At 45.2% G+C, this 19,667-nt stretch carries 20 protein-coding genes; 17 read left to right on the top strand and 3 right to left on the bottom strand.

Features of this window, described 5'->3' with window-relative positions:
* The first annotated feature begins 22 nt into the window (after window positions 1-22).
* The gene (locus tag KI379_RS13940) at window positions 23-1,003 is read left to right on the top strand and encodes an aldo/keto reductase (RefSeq protein ID WP_212983925.1); all 981 of its coding nucleotides are present in this window, start codon (window positions 23-25) and stop codon (window positions 1,001-1,003) included.
* 34 nt (window positions 1,004-1,037) lie between these two features.
* Window positions 1,038-1,916 carry an SDR family oxidoreductase gene (locus tag KI379_RS13935; protein WP_212983924.1) on the top strand — a complete coding sequence of 293 codons (879 nt, stop codon included), beginning with the start codon at window positions 1,038-1,040 and terminating at the stop codon, window positions 1,914-1,916.
* A 149-nt stretch (window positions 1,917-2,065) separates the two neighbouring features.
* Here the strand turns inward: KI379_RS13935 and KI379_RS13930 are convergent, their stop codons facing one another.
* A complete protein-coding gene (locus KI379_RS13930; RefSeq protein WP_212984728.1) occupies window positions 2,066-2,893 on the bottom strand; it encodes a helix-turn-helix transcriptional regulator in 828 nt (275 codons plus the stop codon).
* Window positions 2,894-3,111: 218 nt separating this feature from the next.
* Here KI379_RS13930 and KI379_RS13925 point away from each other — a divergent pair, with 218 nt between their 5' ends.
* From KI379_RS13925 to KI379_RS13915, 3 genes are all read left to right on the top strand, one after another.
* Window positions 3,112-3,861, top strand: a complete 750-nt coding sequence (locus KI379_RS13925) for an SDR family oxidoreductase (RefSeq protein ID WP_212983923.1) — start codon at window positions 3,112-3,114, stop codon at window positions 3,859-3,861.
* 396 nt (window positions 3,862-4,257) lie between these two features.
* Window positions 4,258-4,680 (top strand): hypothetical protein, encoded by a 423-nt coding sequence (locus tag KI379_RS13920; protein WP_212983922.1) that lies wholly within the window; start codon window positions 4,258-4,260, stop codon window positions 4,678-4,680.
* 287 nt (window positions 4,681-4,967) lie between these two features.
* A complete protein-coding gene (locus tag KI379_RS13915; protein ID WP_212983921.1) occupies window positions 4,968-6,461 on the top strand; it encodes an alpha/beta hydrolase family protein in 1,494 nt (497 codons plus the stop codon).
* Between the two features lie 88 nt (window positions 6,462-6,549).
* On the opposite strand, the gene KI379_RS13910 is transcribed toward KI379_RS13915, so the two are convergent.
* Window positions 6,550-7,260 carry an SDR family NAD(P)-dependent oxidoreductase gene (locus KI379_RS13910; protein WP_212983920.1) on the bottom strand — a complete coding sequence of 237 codons (711 nt, stop codon included), beginning with the start codon at window positions 7,258-7,260 and terminating at the stop codon, window positions 6,550-6,552.
* Between the two features lie 103 nt (window positions 7,261-7,363).
* Between KI379_RS13910 and KI379_RS13905 the strand changes: the two genes are divergently transcribed.
* Window positions 7,364-7,723 (top strand): MerR family transcriptional regulator, encoded by a 360-nt coding sequence (locus KI379_RS13905; RefSeq protein ID WP_076165102.1) that lies wholly within the window; start codon window positions 7,364-7,366, stop codon window positions 7,721-7,723.
* A 165-nt stretch (window positions 7,724-7,888) separates the two neighbouring features.
* On the opposite strand, the gene KI379_RS13900 is transcribed toward KI379_RS13905, so the two are convergent.
* Entirely contained in the window at window positions 7,889-8,497 is a 609-nt protein-coding gene (locus KI379_RS13900) for a TetR/AcrR family transcriptional regulator (RefSeq protein WP_212983919.1), read from the bottom strand.
* A 121-nt stretch (window positions 8,498-8,618) separates the two neighbouring features.
* On the opposite strand from KI379_RS13900, the gene KI379_RS13895 reads away from it, so the two are divergent.
* From KI379_RS13895 to KI379_RS13845, 11 genes are all read left to right on the top strand, one after another.
* Entirely contained in the window at window positions 8,619-9,179 is a 561-nt protein-coding gene (locus tag KI379_RS13895) for a cysteine hydrolase family protein (RefSeq protein ID WP_212983918.1), read from the top strand.
* 16 nt (window positions 9,180-9,195) lie between these two features.
* The gene (locus KI379_RS13890) at window positions 9,196-10,398 is read left to right on the top strand and encodes a multidrug efflux MFS transporter (protein WP_212983917.1); all 1,203 of its coding nucleotides are present in this window, start codon (window positions 9,196-9,198) and stop codon (window positions 10,396-10,398) included.
* A gap of 69 nt (window positions 10,399-10,467) precedes the next feature.
* Window positions 10,468-11,118, top strand: coding sequence for an MBL fold metallo-hydrolase (locus tag KI379_RS13885; RefSeq protein WP_212983916.1), 651 nt, complete (start codon window positions 10,468-10,470; stop codon window positions 11,116-11,118).
* Between the two features lie 279 nt (window positions 11,119-11,397).
* Window positions 11,398-11,850, top strand: coding sequence for a DinB family protein (locus KI379_RS13880; RefSeq protein WP_212983915.1), 453 nt, complete (start codon window positions 11,398-11,400; stop codon window positions 11,848-11,850).
* 270 nt (window positions 11,851-12,120) lie between these two features.
* Window positions 12,121-12,798 (top strand): response regulator transcription factor, encoded by a 678-nt coding sequence (locus tag KI379_RS13875; protein WP_212983914.1) that lies wholly within the window; start codon window positions 12,121-12,123, stop codon window positions 12,796-12,798.
* Entirely contained in the window at window positions 12,795-13,805 is a 1,011-nt protein-coding gene (locus KI379_RS13870; RefSeq protein WP_212983913.1) for a HAMP domain-containing sensor histidine kinase, read from the top strand. Before KI379_RS13875 ends, KI379_RS13870 begins: the two co-directional genes overlap by 4 nt.
* 91 nt (window positions 13,806-13,896) lie before the next feature.
* Window positions 13,897-14,610: an ABC transporter ATP-binding protein gene (locus KI379_RS13865; protein WP_212983912.1), complete on the top strand. Its 714-nt coding sequence runs from the start codon at window positions 13,897-13,899 to the stop codon at window positions 14,608-14,610.
* Entirely contained in the window at window positions 14,607-15,356 is a 750-nt protein-coding gene (locus KI379_RS13860) for an ABC transporter permease (RefSeq protein WP_212983911.1), read from the top strand. The genes KI379_RS13865 and KI379_RS13860 overlap by 4 nt, the downstream gene beginning before the upstream one ends.
* A complete protein-coding gene (locus tag KI379_RS13855; RefSeq protein WP_212983910.1) occupies window positions 15,353-16,108 on the top strand; it encodes an ABC transporter permease in 756 nt (251 codons plus the stop codon). Before KI379_RS13860 ends, KI379_RS13855 begins: the two co-directional genes overlap by 4 nt.
* Window positions 16,109-16,149: 41 nt before the next feature.
* On the top strand, window positions 16,150-18,516 hold the full coding sequence (locus KI379_RS13850; protein WP_212983909.1) for an excinuclease ABC subunit UvrA: 2,367 nt from the start codon (window positions 16,150-16,152) through the stop codon (window positions 18,514-18,516).
* On the top strand, window positions 18,513-19,475 hold the full coding sequence (locus KI379_RS13845) for a serine hydrolase domain-containing protein (protein ID WP_212983908.1): 963 nt from the start codon (window positions 18,513-18,515) through the stop codon (window positions 19,473-19,475). The genes KI379_RS13850 and KI379_RS13845 overlap by 4 nt, the downstream gene beginning before the upstream one ends.
* Window positions 19,476-19,667 lie beyond the last annotated feature (192 nt).

Genomic DNA, 19,667 nt, shown 5'->3' with positions numbered 1-19,667 from the left:
TAAAGTTCAGGAGGTTTCCATAATGAATGATCAACCAAGCGGACTGGAGCTATCCAGAATCGGACTCGGCTGCGGCCATATGTCCAATGTCAATGAAGCTGTCAAAAGTGCAGGCGTTGCTGCTATTCATACCGCTTTTGAGAGTGGAATCAATCATCTCAACACTGGGGACTTTTACGGTGCCGGCCGAAGCGAGATGGTCATCGCCGAAGCGCTCAAGGGGTACAAAAGGGATGACTATTTTATATCACTGAAGTTCGGTGCATTGAATACGCCAAGCAGCTCCTTGTACGGACTGGATGTTTCCCCCCAACATGTTAAAAACTATCTTGCCTATTCGCTCGCACGACTCAATCTTGACTATATTGATCTGTATCAGCCCGCAAGAATCGATCTGGGTATTCCTGTAGAAGAAACGATCGGCGCCATCTCCGATTTGGTTAAGGCTGGTTATGTCAGACAGATTGGAGTCAGCCAGGTTGACGCAGAGACGTTGAGAAGAGCGCATGCGACGCATCCGATCAGCTGGGTGGAAGTCGAATACTCGCTTTTTAACCGAAGCATCGAGAAAGAACTTTTGCCGACTGCGAGGGAATTGGGCATCGGCGTTGTTGCTTTTGGGGCATTGGCTCATGGTCTTCTTGCCGGCCAATGGACAGATGAGCGGATCGAAAAGAGCAAGGGCGGCTATGTTCCGTTGTTTTTTGAAGAGAATATAGGAAAGAACGTTGCCCTGGCCAAAAAACTGGAAGAGATCGCCGTAAAAAAACAAATGACGTTATCCCAACTGGCGTTTGCGTGGATATTATCCAAAGGGGAAGACATCATACCGCTTATCGGTACCGTATCGCCGGTTCATCTTCAAGAAGCTTTGCGATCACTCGATATTCATTTGACCGAAGAAGATATCAGGGAAATAGAAGACGCAATACCAGAACAGGAGATCGCCGGCGCTACTTTTCCCAATATACAATTTAGAAACGGGAAGACTGTTTCCGTATAAACACGATCATACAAATGAAAGGATGTTGTTTGTTATGATTATCGTTACCGGAGCCAATGGGAAATTGGGGCGGGCCGTGGTAGAACAACTACTCAAGCGTGTACCAGCCGAGGAGATCGGTGTCAGCGTCCGCGATCCGAATCAATCACAAGAGCTTCGAGAACGTGGAGTTCGTGTCCGTCGGGGCGACTACGACGATGCCGAGAGTCTGCACCATGCTTTTGAGGGGGCGTCACAGGTTCTCATCGTTTCGTCAAGCATCATGGGCGAGGCTGACATCCCGCATGGCATTCAGCAGCATCAAACCGCGATTGACACGGCAAAGAGGGCAGGAGTTACTCGGGTGCTATACACAAGTCATATAGGTTCTTCCCCAACATCACACTTCGCCCCTATGATTCACCATGCGGCTACGGAAAAACTGCTGAAAGCTTCAGGTATGACCTTCACATCGCTCCGTAATGGCTACTATGCCGCATCGGCACTCCTGTTGATCGGTGGAGCCATAAAAACAGGGGAACTGATCGCTCCTGAGGATGGTCCGGTTGCCTGGACAGCCCACTCCGATTTGGCCGAGGCTGCGGCGGCAATCATCAGCGAGCAGAAACTGGATGGCATAACCCCCAATCTTACGGGATCCGAGGCCATTGACATGAAAGGGATTGCGTCAATCGCTTCCGAGGTCTTGGGGCGGACCATCCGCCGAATCGTTGTGTCGGACGAAGAGTTTCGAGACCGCATGATGGCTCAAGGCGTGCCGGAAGCGAGTATAAATATGCGGATGGGGATGTTTCTGGCAAGCCGGCAGGGCGACTTCGCACAAGTCGATCCGGTTCTGGCTGATTTGATCGGCCGGCCTCCGAAAAGTTTTAGAGAGGTTCTGAAAGAGTCGATTTCTCAACAGCAAGTTTGATTGCGTTAAAAATGAAGGAGCAGTTTTGCCGGCGCCGGCGGCAGCTGCTCCTTTATTTAGCTGATGGGCAGAAAAGTTTAAAGATTAGATAGATCATTATTGTAAATGAATTTTGTTCCCAAAGAAAAAACAAAATCGGGATCATGAACTTACTTAAGCAACTCTTCCAACTGTTCTTCGGTTCCCGAGTTTTCAAGTGGCGTGAACACCCTCATTGCAAAAGCGCTGCTTTCAGAAATTGTAAACGTATGGTAACGGAAAGTCAGCTGGCCAGCTTCAGGAAGATGGATTATTTGTTCTCCTTCCAAAATACCGGAAACATCTTGTCGATCCCATAACGTCCTGAACTCCTCGCTCCTGTCATATAACTTGTCGAATAGCTCTTGGAACCACGAATCGTTCATGTACAAGGCAAACCGATTTCTGAAAAAAGCCACCATCGTAGAGGAGACATTCTCCCAGTTAACGATGCGGGACTTGTTGTCTTCGACCTCGAAGACGCGCCAGAGCATATTTCTTTCGAGCTCCGGGGCTCGGTTTAAGTCTCCACACAACGTACCCGATATTCGGTTCCAAGCAAGAACGTTCCAGTGCCTGTCGATAATGTAGGCCGGGTAAGTTCCCATTCTGTCCAGAATCCGCTGAAGGGAAGTGGGAACGGAATCATCCGCTTTCGGCTGAGGAAGTGAGGAATGATTGGCCAATACGAACAGATGGTTACGTTCGTCGCTGCTAAGCCGTAATGTTCGTACCAAGCTTTCCAAGACTTGCTCAGACACATGAATGTCCCGGCCTTGCTCCAGTGCGGTATACCACTGCAAGGAGATGCCTGATAAGCTTGCCACTTCCTCCCGTCTTAAGCCCGTTATGCGACGGCGCGATGTTTCAACCAGCAACCCCGCCTCTCTTGGGGATAAACGCAAGCGGCGTGACCGGAGAAAGTCAGCCAATTGTTTACGTCTTCTTTCATCATTCATCACGAAGTTCCCTCTCCATATGGTGATAGAATTTATAGCAGTATAAATTCAGATCTATTTGTTGGTACTATGACTCATTATAATCTACTTATCTTCCGTCGTGAAGGAGAGTCGGAGATAAGACAAGCTCTATCGAAATTCGCATTGAGCAGCTGTTCGCGGCTGAAGAGAATCATATTGCAAGGTCGGTCCAACTATCGAAAACGAAGGAGAATATTATGGTGAAATCAGAACAGATCGAACGTAGGCATTGTTTCAAGGGAAAGCGTGTTGTTGTTCTTGGAGGAACGTCCGGAATTGGGTTTGCGGCAGCCGAAGCCGCTGCACGGGAAGGGGCATCCTTGGTCGTAGTGTCCAGTCAAAAAGAAAGAGTGGACCGTGCTGTTTCACGTTTGCCTGAAGGTACCCAGGGATATGCGGTTGATATGACAAATGAGGAACAAGTTCGTCAATTTTTCAGCGAAATCGGGGAATTCGATCACTTGGTCTTTACTGCCGGCGATCCATTGATGGTTGAAAGTCTGGACGCCACCGACGTCGACACAGCGCAACGATGGTTTAACGTGCGATACTGGGGAGCGTTTATGGCCGCCAAATACGGCAGCCGAAATATCAGACGGGGAGGGTCAATCACGTTGACTTCCGGTGTTGCCGGAGTTCGTCCACAGAAGGGATTTACTGTCTCAGCCAGCATATGCGGCGCCGTTGAGTCGCTCACCAGGGCGTTGGCCGTCGAGCTGAGCCCGCTTCGCGTCAACGCCGTTTGCTTTGGACTTATGCGCACCGAGTTGTGGGGCGATATTCCTGAGGAACAACGGAACGCAATGTATGAACATACTGGGAAATCATTGCCTGTTGGGCGAGTCGGTGAACCGGAGGACGGCGCTGAGGCGTTTCTCTACTTAATGCGCGAGAAATATTCCACCGGTCAGATCATTGTCGTAGATGGCGGTTCTACGCTGGTTTAAGTTACTTGAAATATGAACGGTGAACGTAAGCCTCTTCCATAAAAACCCACCCGGAAGAGGCTTTACCTCAAATTATCTCCGCTTTACTCTTACACAAATCGTTAATTCCCTACGATGTATCGTTAGCTAGAGGGCTCCTGGAAAGTAATCGGAATAAGCATTCAAGTGTTACTTTAACTTTCAGGCGAGAGCATTGGCTGAAGGGATATAACGGGTCACAACAAGAAGAGCCCCTGGAAAACCGGCTCTTCATCATCACTGCCAATTCCGCTTATAAAGCACAACGTACGCTAACGGGCAGGATAGCGTGATGACTTTCTCGAAATACTTCATCTAAGATTATCTGCCCATACCGTTGAAGCAGAGTGAAACAAGGAGGAAAAGATAATAGAGTTTATGAAAAATCAATTAGAACAAGACATTATTTCAACAGCGGAGAGCTTTGCGGAAAATTTTTCGGATCGGGGTCATTTTGATTTTAGTATTCAAAGTCTACGAAAGCTAGACGATATTCTCGAAGAGTTATGTGATTATAAACTGGATAACGACGCATTGAATTCTGTTTCATCTATGGCTGGAAGCTACATCTTTGAAGTGGCAAGAAGGAATTATGGAGGCCAATACTATTGGGTACAGGATAGAGACCAACCGGTTTTGGTTACCGGTGAGCCTGATTATTCAATTTCTATATTTGCATTCGATAAAGTTAAAGGCAGAATCCAGAACGGTAAAGAAGATGAGATTCCATATTATTTTGACGGCTATATTGAGGCAGTTAAAAAAGGTAAGAAAACCGGATACCGTGCTATTATAGTTTAGAACTCTTGATCCCAATACAGTACAAGAGTTCGTGGTTACATTCGATATGGATGTGCAAGCGAACAGTCGCAGCAATAGGCAGAGAAACTAGTACCTCATTACATTCAGGGCTTTTACACTGACCCCGATTCATGATCGGGGCTTTTTTTGTTTTGTATGGATGATTGCGTAGACAGTAAGCGTCTTACTAATTTGAAAGGGAGATGTAAGGAAAGTCGATAGCTTAGGCCAGCCTCGCAGGATAACATTGGAGCAAACGAAAAGATTTTCTTAATGGAGGAATCGAGATGAGGCTGTTTGAACTGTTGCTTTTGTTGTCAAACATCGGCTTGTTTATCATAACAGTCCTATTGAAAGAAGGACGGCGTAGAGTTCCAGTATTCGTTGTAAGCGGGATCGCCACACTTGTACTGGTCATTCATTGGACGGTGGAAGGATACAGAGTTCAGCTCTTATTCTCATATGGTATAACGGTCATGTTTTTAGCCATATCAGGTTATCGTTATTTTAATAAAAAAGGCCCAAAGAAAATCCCGCAATTCATGTTGAGTTCCGTTTATACCGCAATAGTAATCATGCTGGTCGTCACAACGGGTCTCATGTATGCTTTTCCAGTGTTTAAACTACCTGAGCCGACAGGCAATTTTAAGGTGGGTACTCAAACTTTTCACCTCGTGGATACAAAAAGGGATGAGATTTTCGACGAAGCTAGAGATCGTAAGAGAGAATTGATGGTTCAGGTATGGTATCCAGCTCAAGCAGGTACTGGCAAATACGCTCCCTTTATTCCCAATACCCCGATTTTACGTTATATGGCTGCGAACTATGGCCTTCCCGGGTTTACATTTCAACACCTGAAGTATGTATCCAGTCATGCTTATTCAGATGCTGATATTTCTTCGGCACAGACATCATACCCGCTGATCCTTGCGAATCCCGGCAACGGTTCTTCCAGGTTCCTCCACACGTCGCAAGCCGAAAATCTCGCGAGCCACGGATATATCGTAGCGGTGATCGACCACACCTACAATACATTTGCAACCGAGTTTCCGGACGGTCGAATCACGACCAGCACAACCGACCATTTATTCTCGCCCGACCATGATTACGCGACGGAAAGAGAGAATCGCGACAAGTTGGGAAAAGTGTTAACCGACGATGTGGCTTTTGTGCTGGACCAATTCGAGCTCATCCAATCGGGGCAGATACCAAGTCAACTACATGGGAGGATTGATCTCGGTCATGTCGGAGTGTTCGGTCATTCCATCGGCGGAGCGACGGCCTATGATGCTGCTTACGATCCGCGCATTGCGGTGGGAATAGACCTTGATGGAGGGCTTTATCGTCTGCGTGACAAAGAGGGGCTGCGAAAGCCATTTTTATTCATCAACTCGGAAAGCTATTTCGAACAATTAACAAGGGTGATGAATAACCGGGCCTACACGGATGAAGAGCTTAACCGTATGGGGTCAACAAGAGAGTGGGAGGATCAAGTAGCGGCGGATAAAAAGGTGGAGCTTGAACGGATGCGCGAAACGGTCGAGGAGGGGGGACAAGTCCTCTATATCGAGAATACGGAGCATTTGAATTTTACTGACATACAGTTCATTTCTCCGATTTTTAAGATGCTGGGCATTACAGGGGAAATGGCGCCGGAAAGAGCGAACACCGTTATCAATGCCTATTTGCTGGATTTCTTCGATATGTATTTGAAAAATCAAGGCGGAATCTTAATGAAAGGAGCGGATAGCCGCTTTCCGGAGGTGAACCGGATGCGATAATGAAGAAGGGAAATCCATCTAGGATCTCCCTTCTCTGAACTGCATGTTTTAGACCAGTAGCCTGCTAAACGCAAGGCTTAGAAGTTAATTACCAAGCGTAAATGCCTTTCTCATCCAGAAACTCGCCGTTATGACGTTTGCCATCGATGGCATAACCCACGATAATGGCAGCAGCAGCTTCCTTGGATTTACCGCCTGCGGCATTGCCGTTGAGATCGGTGGTTGTAAACCCTGGCGTTACCGCAAATACTTGAGCGCCGCTGTTTCTAACTTCATATGCCATCGATAAGGTCATGGCATTGTTTGCCGTTTTGGAGGAATTATAATCAAAAGCGTTTAGAGTGGATTCCGCATTTTGCATATGATCCAGGGAGGCCATGTCGGTTGAGACGTTGATGATGGTTCCTTCGTTGTTCTTGATCAACGGGAACAGACGCTGGTTCAAACGGAAAGTACCGAAAAAGTTAACTTCAAAGGCGTTCCGCAAATTCTCCTCTTTAGTATCCGTAAACGAGCGTGAGAATGCACCAGGCATGCCAGCGTTGTTAATCAGCAGCTTCAGGTCAGGATAGTTTTGTTGGATCGTATTGGCAGCTTGTTCGATAGACTCTAAGGATTCCATATCTACTTGTACAAATTCTACGTCGAGCCCTTTGGAAGTCAACTCAGATACGGCTGCTTCGCCGCGTTCGGTGCTGCGGGCACCTAGAATGACTTTCCAGCCGGCTTCACTCAGCTGCTTAACGATTTCAAATCCGATTCCTTTATTGGCTCCGGTTACGAAGGCGGTTTTTTTCATTCAAATCCCTCTTTCTGTATAATGGTTATGCTACCTGATTTATAAGTTACTATGCTACACTTAGTGTAGGTCAACATAAACTTTTTTATAAATGAGGGGTTATATGCTTACAATCGGAGAAGTAGCAAAATCAGTCGGAATCAACATCGGTGCGATCCGTTTTTATGAGAGAAAAGGACTGCTGGAACCGGCTGCGCGCAGCGAGCAGAATAACCGTTTATATACGGAGAACGAGTTGAATTGGCTGGTGTTTATCAAATGTCTGCGTGAAACCGGAATGAGTGTGGAAGATATCAAAATGTATTATGACAAGGTCAAAGAGGGTACCTCGACCCTTCCGGAACGAATTCAGCTGATTCAAGACCAGAAGCAAAAGCTGCTGGATGACATTGAAGCGAAAAAAAACCAGCTCGTCCATTTGGAGCAAAAGCTGGAACGGTATTATCGCGGGGAAAATTATTAGAACTCTGGGGTGAAAACCAGTATAAGAAAGATACCTTTTGAGGGAAATGAATAAGGAATGGATACGAGCTTTTAGATAAACTGCCCCTAGACTTGAACGTAACTGTTCGAGCGCTAGGGGTTTTTTATTAGGGAGAGCTATTCGGAGGGTTCTCAAGAGTTTTCATCATAAGTGGAACATGAAGCAGATCTGTTCAAATATCGACTCGGGCGAAAGGCCGCGGACATCTCTTTGGATAGAATAAAAGTCACGGCTAAGCACCATCTGGAGCATATCGGCTTTAAAAACACTGTCACTGTCTGCACTTAATGTCTCGGAAGCTGCCATCTTATCGAATAACGACACAAAAATTTTGTTCAGCTCATTGTAGATGGGGCTGCTTGTCCGCGACTTGGGTCGGTTTGTCTGCGAGGAGTCCTCGACGCCGATCAAGAGCTGCGATTTCTTCTCCCGGAACCGGATGAACAAACGGATAAAATATTTCAATTGCTCTTGCGCCGGCTCCGTGCGGTGTTGCTCCAGGTAGGACTCGTATTCTTCGAATAGAAGGTCGGCGCTGTCGCGGATCAAATCCAGGCACAATTCACTTTTGTTTTTGTATCGGCGATAGAGCGTTCCAGGCCCGACCTGCGCTTCCGATGCGATCTGGTTCATGCTGACGGCTTCTACACCATGCTGTTCAAACAGCCGAAGCGCCGCATCCAAGATGCGCTGACGATTCGCCGCCGCGTCGCGGCGTTCGAAACGGGGTGGGGATGTATCGGTTTCTTTCATCTGTACATCACGTCCTTGAATTCGATTTCGATCACGGTTGACAAGTGGAGATGTCTCCGCTTAATATGAAGTGGAGGGTTCTCCGCTTAATCATATCATATGGACTAGGAGTGTTCAACGAATGACACAGATCAATTCTGCTTTGTTAGTTATGGACTTGCAGAACGCTATTGCCGGGCACCTTGGCGACAAGCAAGCGCTGTTCCCATACAAGATAGCGCTGGAAGCCGCACGCAATCACAACATTCCGGTCATCTTCGTGCGAGTTGCCTTCCGCGAAGGCTATCCGGAGATCAGCCCGATGAACCGAATGTTCGCGAGAGCGGCTCAATACGGCGGCATGACGGTGAACGACGAGACGACGCAAATTCATCCGGAGCTGGCGCCTCAGCCAGGAGAGCCGATCGTTACTAAGAAGCGCGTCAGTGCCTTCGCTGGCAGCGATCTGGAGATGATTCTTCGCGCTAAGGGCATCAACCAGCTTATTCTGAGCGGCATCTCCACGAGCGGCGTTGTACTGTCGACATTGACGGAAGCAGCGGATAAAGATTATCAGCTTACCGTTCTATCCGATGCTTGCTTCGATCCCGATCCAGAAGTGCACCGCATTCTGCTCGAGAAAGTATTCACCAAACGGGCGGATGTTGTGACGGTAGACGCGTGGGTCGATACTTTGGTGTAAAGAAGGCGCTTTTGTAATGCAGATATGGAAAAGAAATTTATGGGTCTGCTGGTTCGGCATGTTTATGACGGGTGTAGGCATGAGCCAGATCGCGCCTGTTTTACCTCTCTTCATTAAGCAGCTCGGCGTTGAGAACGCATCCTGGATCTCCCAATTGTCCGGCATCGCATTCGGTGTGACTTATATTATCTCCGCCATATTCTCGCCCATCTGGGGACGCGCGGCTGACAAATACGGCCGCAAGCCTATGTTGCTCAGAGCAAGCCTTGGCATGGCGATCGTCATCGGCTGCATGGGCTTCGCGCCGAATGTCTACTGGCTGATCGGCTTAAGGTTGCTGCAAGGCGTCATTACAGGCTATGGCACGGCCTGCACGACGCTGATCGCGACCCAGACAAGCAAGGAACATTCGGGTTGGGCTCTGGGCACGCTATCAACGGCCAACATCGCGGGCTCCCTGCTCGGACCGTTGATCGGCGGCTTAATCGAAGAGCATTTCGGGATGCAGAACATTTTCTACATCACAGGTGGCTTCATGTTCATCGCCTTCCTGACGACCTTATTCTTCGTGAAAGAGACGTTCGTCCGTACGGAAAAAAAGGTGCCGAGCTTCAAGGAAGTCTGGGCTCAAGTTCCGCAGCCAAGCTTAACGATCACCTTGTTCGTTACGTACTTCGTAATGTCGATCGCCACGTATTCGGTCCAACCGGTGCTTACGGTCTTTGTCGATCAGATTGCACATGATCTGGGCCACGTCGCATTGATCTCAGGAGCGATTTTCTCGGCTTCGGGATTGGCTACTATCATTGCTGCTCCTCGGTTGGGGAAGCTGTCAGATAAGATTGGGGCACATCAGATCATGCTTTTCACGCTGCTCGTGGCAGGTATATTGTTCATCCCGCAGGCGTTCGTCCATAATCCTTGGGAACTGATGGCGCTTCGCTTCCTGCTAGGATTGGCGGCAGGCGGGCTAAATCCATCGGTTAACGTCTTACTGAAGAAGATCACGCCGTCCAATCTGACCGGCCGCGTGTTCGGATTGAATATGTCGGCTGCCTATCTCGGCGTCTTTGGCGGTTCGGTACTTGGCGGTCAAATCGCAGGACATCTCGGCGTCCGTTATGTTTTCCTTGTCACTGGCGCATTGCTCTTAATGAATGCCGTTTGGGTTTACTTTAAAGTGTACGGCGAGCTGCAGAGGGAGAAATTGCTAGAATAACGCTAAGAAACAAAGCACAAACAAGGGGCCAGAGTCGCGACCCGATAAACGAAAGGAGCGCATGAAATCATGCAGATCAAGTGGTATGGCCATTCGTCATTCCAGTTCAACTCGGACGCCGGAACCAGGATTCTTATCGATCCTTATTACAAGTTCCTCGGCTACCGCATGCCGGTCCCGATCGAATCGGACATCGTCGTCGTGACCCACGATCACAGCGATCACAATAAGATTCAAGCCGCCTCAGGCGATTATTTGGTCGTGAACGAGCCGAAGGAGTACAGCATAGGAGACGTGGATATTAGCGGTTTCCACACGTTCCACGACAAGGTGAATGGTCAGAAAAGAGGCCCGAACATCGTGTTCCGCTTCCGGATGGACGGATTGACGATCTGCCACTGCGGGGATCTAGGGCATCTGCTAACGGAGGAGCAAGTGAACGCCATCGGCCCGGTGGATGTCCTCTTCGTTCCCGTGGGTGGAAGGATGACGCTGGACGGAGCGGAGGCGGCTCAGGTGATGCGGCAATTGCAGGCGACCGTGGCGATTCCGATGCACTACAGCACGAAGGCGCTCGGCCTACTCGGGCGATTGTTCTTCGCTAAGGAGGATAAATTTCTCCAGGCTGTAGGGGCGAAGACGACTCACGTTCAGACGCTGAACTTGTCCAAGGAGAACGTGCCCCAATATGCCGGGACCGTGACGATGGAGTATAAATAGCAGCCAACCAGCTTCCGCGCGGAAGCTGGTTTTTTCCTTTTCTCCTCAAGCTTGGCTGCTGTCTTCGAATGAACTATGCGAGGTGCTGGACGCCCGTCGACAAGAACATATATGCCTTTAGTTGCTTAGCCATGGTTTTTTTGTGATTTGATATATGTTGTTGTCAAAACCCCATGTAATCATGTAATCCAAGGCACAAAAGTAATAACTAACGTTCTTTACATATGCGTTGTTATTGGGTTAAATTAACTTATCCATATCAGAAATGGAGGTTAATAAATGAGTAATAAAGCAGCTTCAAGATATGATCAGACAGCAGAAGCAATACTAAAGTATAAAGAATTCGATGAACAACGCCTTCTTGAGCCAATAAGTGAAGGGAAGTGGTCAGTCAAGGAAATCATAGGACATCTATATTATTGGGATAAGTTCATTTTACAGAATCATGTCCCCTATATGAATGAGGGTTCCAACTTGAACGCTTTCCCTAATCATGACTCACATAATAGAGAAGCCATCGAATACATAAGTGTTTTTACAACAACTGGTTCTTTAATAGATGAGTTTGTCCTGAATCGAAGAATATTAATTAAAGCGATATCTGGAATCGACAGTAATGCTAAGTTCACAATTGGTTCTGGAAAACGTCAGTTTACAGTGGATAAATACTTGAAGATATTCATTGACCACGATTCTCATCACCTTAAACAAATGAATGAACGACTAAGCTAACGGGATACCACAGTTGAATAACTTACAAGTAAGAAGCTGCCGGAAGCTGATCGGCAGCTTCATTTTTGAGGTATCACATGATCCTGATGTATTTGCCATGCAGAAGTAAAAAACATTTTTGAGGGTGGGGATAATCCGAAAAATGAACCAGCAGCATTAAAGTAAGAAAACAAGAATAAGCGAACAATAAAATTGTCTTACCTGGAAACGATTATTTATATTGTGTTAATCTGGCTAGTAGTGAACTCAATATAGAGAGGGGGATGTTACTTGAAAAGAACCGTCTTATATATAGAAGATAATGAGAAGATAGGCAGTTTGGTGAAAGAAGAATTGGAAAAGCGAGGATTTTCAGTTCAGTGGCTGCTTTCTGGTGAAGGAGCCGAGAAAGAAGTAAATCAGCATGAGATCGTTATATTGGATATCATGTTACCTGGTTTAGATGGTTTTACTGTGGGAAAACGATTAAAAAAGGCAGCTCCTGCTGTTCCTATTTTGCTGTTATCCGCTCGAACATCGATCGATGATAAGGTAGATGGCTTACAATTTGCTGATGACTATTTAACGAAACCATTCCATACGGATGAATTAGTTGCAAGATTGGAAGTATTAATCCGTCGAAGTGGTGTCACACATTCCGAACGCATTTTATTAGGAAATCATATTGAAGTAGATCCGGAAGGCCAAATGGTATTTGACAAACGCACAGGTGAAGAAATTATATTGACGGGGGAACAACATCAAATTTTAATGTATTTCTTACGCCATCCTAATCAAGTTTTACCTAAAGAACAAATTTATGAAGCAATTTGGCAAGAAGCTTATATAACTGGTGATAAAACAGTAATGGTGCATATCCGTCGGCTACGTCAAAAGTTGGAACGTAATCCAGATTCCCCAGAGATTATCGAAACGTTGAAGGGAATAGGCTACCGGGTGAAACTATGAAACAGAACAGATCATTATTTCGTCGGTTTCTAAAAGTACATTTTCTATTTATCTTTCTTCCTCCGATAATGCTGATTTTCATCAGTGCGTTTTTTGGGGTTTCAAATACACATGAAAAAAATGTGAATACGTTAAATCTGTTTTACAATTCCGTGCTATTGTTTGGTTTTATTATGGTCGCATTTGTTATATTATCTTGGCTGTTCTTCTTGAAACTTCAAAAACGTCTCGCTCACTTACAGGAAGTCATGTCATCTTCAGCTAAAAATAACTCATTTCCTAAACCCATATCTGTTCAAGCGGATCGTATGGATGAGATAGACCAGTTAGGAAGTTCTTTTAATTGGATGATTCAGCAGCTTGAAGACAGTCGCAAGCGGGAATATGAAGAGGAGTTATTACGACATCGACTCATTGCGAATTTATCTCACGATTTACGAACACCACTTACTATTTTGAGAGGACACGTCACCAGATTAAATAAAGAATCTATAAGTTTAGAAGGACAGAATTCATTAACAGAGATAAATCATACGATTACTAGAGTCGGAGATCTAATGGATGATTTATTTTCCTACACATTGCTTACATCAGGGAAACATCCTTTTCAATCCACTTCAACAGATATTGGACGTTTAGTAAGAGCATCTGTTGCTGCGTGGTATCCTCTATTTGAAGAAAAAGAAATTCAGCTCGATGTTGATTTACCGACAGAGGAGACTTTTTACTGGGAAGCAGATCCTAAATGGATGACACGAGTTCTGGATAATTTATTTCAGAATATTATTCGCCATGCAGCAGAGGGAAAATATATAAACATTGTGGTCGATGTAGAAAAAGAACAGATTATTATTGCAGACAGAGGTCCAGGTATGGATAACTCATCCTACGAGGGCGGAGCGGGGATTGGTTTATCGACTTCGAATTATATGTTAAAAAAAATGAAGCTGAAAGCTGATTTTACATCCAATGAAAATGGAACAAGAGTAGCTATTGGCAGAGCTTAACCTAGAGTTAACCCAGAAGTAAACAGCATGATAACCGAGATGTAACCTTGCTTCTTTATAATTGGACCATAACAGAAAGGAAGTGTTATGGTTGCTTATCATTAATAACTTAGTCAAACATCGCGGAACTCAAGAAATCTTATCAGGTATCAGTTTTAAAGCTAGACCAGGTAGAGTAACGGGTTTTTTAGGTCCAAATGGGGCAGGTAAAAGTTCTACACTACGGATCCTTCTTGGGTTAGATCGTGCCACCTCAGGAAATGCACTCATTGATGGAAAGCCATTCGCAGAGTTACATAATCCTCTAACAATAGTAGGTGCCGCACTTGATGGATCTGGAGCTCATCGTATGCGAACAGGACGGGCGCACTTGCGTTGGATGGCACATGCCGCAGGATTGTCTCGCTCACGTGTCGAGGAAGTGCTGGATATAGTAGGTCTTACGAATGCAGCCGGAAAAAGAGTCGGGAAGTATTCCCTCGGTATGGGGAGAAGACTTGGTATGGCAGCTGCACTCCTTGGAGATCCAAAAATATTGGTTCTAGATGAGCCCGTAAACGGCCTCGACCCGGAAGGAATTCGCTGGATTCGGACGTTTTTACGTGAACGTGCTGCGTCTGGTAATACGGTGTTACTATCCAGTCATCTCATGGGAGAGCTTGCAGAGACTGTTGATGATGTGGTGATTATTCATCACGGAAAAATCGTTGCAGATGGAACATTGGAAGAAGTAATAGGTAACCATTCAACGCTAGAGGAAGCCTTTTTTGCCCTGACATCTGGACTTGCAGGTGATGTTGTATGAGAGCGTTCAACGCGGAATTATCTAAATTGTTCTCCCTGCCGGGCATTTGGCTTGCCTTACTTATTGGAGCAGTAGCCCCAGCGGTCATTGCTGCTTTGGATAGTACCGCACAAAAAGAAGAGATTATAGCTGGAGTTAGCACACGGCTATCGGAAGTTGGCTACATTGGATTAGGTCTTGGTGTACAAGGCGTCATTATTCTCGGTGTGCTTGCCGTCAGCAGCGAGTATTTGGCAGAGGGCAATGAATCCGGTGGAGGACAGCAGATTACAACAAGTTTAACGGTTGTTTCATCAAAGATTCATTTTTTGTTGGCAAAAGCAGGCGCTGTGACAGTGATCAGCATATTGCTTAGTGTTGTGGCTATTATGACAACGGTGTCTGCTACGCATCTTGTTCTTGGCGAGTACACCCCTGCATTTGAATGGCCTAAACTGCTCGGTGCAGTTTGTTACTGGGCATTCACTGCTCTTTTAGCATTTGGGATTACTGTTCTAACAAAGCATGGCATGATCCCGCTTGCTGTGCTCATCATAAATACATCCTTTGTATCATTCAGTTTCCTGCTTTCTAAGGTTACAAAGTTGGCGTTATACTTACCGGATCGGGCCGGCTTTGAAATGTTTATGTTTCTGAGCAATAGATTTCTCACCCCGTTCACAGGCGGTTTAGTCATGTTTGCCTGGGTCGTCGTTCTTCTCATTGCTGCAGCTATCGTATTCCATAGAAGGGACGTTGCATCATGAGTTTCCCTTCGAGTAAAGAGATAACACGAATCCTAGGCGCTGAACTGGATAAATTAGTTACACTACCTTCAATATGGCTCACTCTTACAGGTACATTCATTCTTAATTTACTGTTAGCTGCAGCTTTTACTTCTGTTGGTCTACAAGGGGCAGCAGGAACGCAAAGTATACTGAATATAGGACTTGCTTCTATGAGATATCTTCAAGCAGGGTTCATTATTCTTGGTATACTAGCTACTTGTTCGGAGTACACTGGTGGACAGATTCGAACTACTTTAACTACGATACCTTGGCGGGGGGTTCAATTATCCACGAAGCATTTCGCATTGGCAATTATAACTATTCCTGCGGCATTTATTATGGCTGCTTCAGGTGTTCTATATACTTTTACGATGATGAGAGACACAGCAGTAGTGATTGAAATAGACACGATGATAAAAATACTATTAGGTGCAACAGGTTATCTAACATGTACCACACTTCTTAGTGCAGCTATAGGTGCTTTATTTAGAAGAACCACTCCTGCTTTAGTTGTGCTGCTTGGTTATTATTTCGTTGTCAGTCCATTGACGAGAGATTTTCCTACTATTAGAAATTACTTTCCAGATACAGCAGGATATTATATGTATATGCCGCCTTCCACTGATGAAATAAATGTCCTTACACCCATGCAAGGGGCAGGTATTTCAATGTTATGGACACTGATCTTTATTACAGTAGCTATTGTACTTTTCCGTAAACGAGATGCCTAAGTTTTAGGTTTAAGATGAAATATGATGAAAGGCAGCCTACTATGAACAAATTTATCGAAATTAAGGGTGCACGGGTTCATAATTTGAAAAATATCGATCTTCGGATTCCACGGGGTAAATTGACCGTGATAACCGGAGTATCCGGCAGCGGGAAATCAAGTCTTGCATTCGACACATTGTATGAGGAGGGCAAGCGCCGATACCTTATGTTTTCGGGTACGCAGTTTATGGTGGATGCCGCACCGACCTTTGATCAAATCACAGGTCTAGCCCCTACCGTCGCAGTGGAACAAAGAATTATTCGCCAATCCAATCCACGTAGCACGGTTGGAACGCGGACAAAGATTGGCAATATGCTCGCCGTTTTATTTGCTACATATGGCAAGAGAGATCCCAATTACGACGATGGGCTTTCCCTAAGCATGGACATGTTCCTGAGGAACTCACCGAAAGGAATGTGCGTAAAGTGCTTAGGTAATGGAAACGTGTATTCCATTGATGAAGATAAAATATTCTCTGATGGAAGAACACAGTTAAAAGATCTATTAGTCGAACGGTTGCTATATCGGGGAGGAGCCAGAAAGAGGTTGGACGAATTTTGTTCATATCATGGACTGACTGTAACGCAACCGCTTCATACTTTGAACCATGAACAACTGTTAGCTTTAAAATATGGAGACCATGGAAAGACAAGTTTTCAGGGTGTCATTCCTTGGCTGTTGAATGGATTTAAATATGGTGAAATTAGCGGTAGGCAAAATGGCATTTTATCTGAAGCGTACGGAAAGAAGGAACCGTGCAACAAATGTGGAGGAGCCGGCTTGGGTGAACAGGCAATGCATACAACAATAGCCGGAAAAACCATAACAGATCTGGAGAATATGTATATTAGAGATTTGAATGATTTTTTAACAAAGGAAAACTCTGAGTTATTCGGTATGACGCTGATCAACGAGATTCATCTTAAGTTGGATTGTATGATTGATGTGGGCCTTCACCATCTTTCATTGTCGCGACCTGTCCCAACCTTGTCGGGTGGCGAAATACAACGTTTGTTCCTCGCTTCCTCTATCATTGCTCAGATGGATTCCATCATCTTTATATTCGATGAGCCAACCATTGGTTTACATGAAATTGAGAAAGCAAAGCTCATTCAAATTATTCAAAATCTGGTTAATCGGGGGAATACGGTAATTGCTGTTGAGCACGATGAAAATTTTATGCGCGCTGCAGATTATATCATTGATCTAGGACCTGATGCTGGAATTTTTGGAGGTCATCGTATCTTTCAAGGCAGCTTCGACGATTTTATGACCAGTGAATTATCGAGAACCTCGCCATATCTAGCCGATCAAAAAAAGCTGCAGGTAAAGCAAACATATTCTAAGGTAAACAAGGAAAAAATGCTGACGATTGAAAATGCATGCCTACATAATCTTCGCCACTTAACTGTACAAATCCCCCTCGGGGTAATGGTAGGGATCGCGGGGGTATCGGGCAGTGGAAAATCGAGTTTAATCTCAGGCACTTTGGTCCCTAAACTAAAAGAGTTTCTTACAATTACAGATGAAGACGAAGAAACGGTATTTTTATCCGATGTAAGGGTAAGTGGAATTGAACATATCAAGAAATGCTTGGTCATTGATCAAAAACCTATAGGAAGGAGCAGAACCTCTTGTCCGGCTACTTACACGGGGATATACGATCGGATACGAAAAATGTTTGCAAGCACGTCTGATTCAATAGAGAGAGGATATGGAGCAGGATTATTTTCACTGAACTCCGAAGGTGGATGCCGTCAATGCAAAGGTGATCAAGTGATTAAATATCATGTGGGCTTTGGAAACTATATCGAACAAAATTGTGACGCTTGCGGGGGAACAGGCTTTATAGAAGAAGCCATGGAAATAACGATTGAAGGCAAAAATATACGGCAAATCCTCGAAATGAGCGTATCGGAAGCGATAGAATTTTTCGGAAATGAGGAAAGTGCCGCATATGATAAGAATATCTGCCATTTACTTTTCACTCTTGAACGAGTAGGACTGGGGTATATTAAGCTGGGGCAGCAAACTCCGACCATTTCCGGCGGGGAGTCTCAAAGAATTAAACTCGCTAAAGAGCTTGGCAAGCAATCGGGTAGGGATCGTTTGTATATTCTCGATGAGCCTACAACCGGCTTATCTTTTTCAGATAGTGAAAAACTAATCAAACTGATGTTGGAATTAACAGAGAATGGGAATTCGGTCATTGTGACTGAACATGACCCCGCTGTGTTAAGCAATTGCGATTATATTATAGAGTTGGGACCAGGAGGCGGCAGTGATGGTGGGTTTATTATTGCACTCGGATCCCCAGAGCAGTTGAAAAGAAACGAAAAATCGATCATCGGCAGGTATTTGAGATGAATATAGAGTGGCAATATTCCACGCCCCAGGCGGAAGGCATGGATGCAGAGATGTTAGGCGACCTTGATTATTTTATTAAACAAAAGCGATATCGGCTTGTCAACAGCGTCCTTGTTGTGAAAAACGGGAAAATTGTTTTTGAACGATATTACAACAAGTATAATGAAAATACCAGAAATCATATTAAATCGATATGGAAAAGCATTCTTTCTTTACTGACGGGGATTTGTCTCGATAAAGGCATGATTCGAAGCCTGGACGAGCCAATCGGCGATTACTTGCCCGCGTTTCAAAGGGGTGTCCATCCTTATCATAAGGCCATAACGATTCGTCATCTTCTCACCATGTCATCAGGGATTTTCTGGAACGGCGGCGTTCATTATCATTGCCCAATGGTCGAGCAAATGAAGCGGACGAGGGATTGGATCGCACATGTCGCAGATGTTGCGATGAAGGACTATCCTGGAAGCAGCTACGTGTATAAAGAATGGGATGTGCTATTGTTATCTGCTATTATTGGAAATGCTTTCGGAAATACATCCTATGAACTGTGTGAGCAGCTTTTATATAAGCCTCTAGGAATATCGAGTGGAAGATGGGCTGAAAGCCCTTGTGGTGTATCGTATACCGTGATAAAAGGAGAGGAACATTCTAATTTATCTGCCAGAGATCTTGCGAAGATAGGACTTCTAGTTCTAAACAAAGGCATTGTAGAAGGCCAACGGATTGTTTCTGAACATTATATTAAGGAAATGCTTAGGCCAAACGACAACAACAGCTCATACGGATATTTGTGGTGGATACTGGAAAATGGCTATGCATGCAGGGGATTCGGCGGTCAAGAGATAAATATCCTCCCTAAGCAAAACATGGTAACAGTTATCCAGGCTACCCCCACTCCATCAAGCAAAACTTATGGAGATATTCATAAGGAGATTCTTGAGAAATCTGTAGTTTGATTTAGCGCAGTATGTGTTAGCAAAATGGGGAAACAACAATCTAAAACAACACTGCAGCAGCCGGCTGCTAAACGGCTGCTGTTTTTGTTGAACTAACGAGCCGGATAGTTATAAAACACGATCTCAACGTTCCGAAAAAACTTGATTTAATAAGTAGATCTTTGCGCTATATAATTAATTATTATTCAAGAT

The sequence above is a fragment of the Paenibacillus cineris genome (genome assembly GCF_018333335.1).
Classification (GTDB): domain Bacteria; phylum Bacillota; class Bacilli; order Paenibacillales; family Paenibacillaceae; genus Paenibacillus_AQ; species Paenibacillus_AQ favisporus.
Note: the sequence above shows the minus strand (reverse complement) of the source record. Positions and strands in the feature narration are given on the sequence as shown.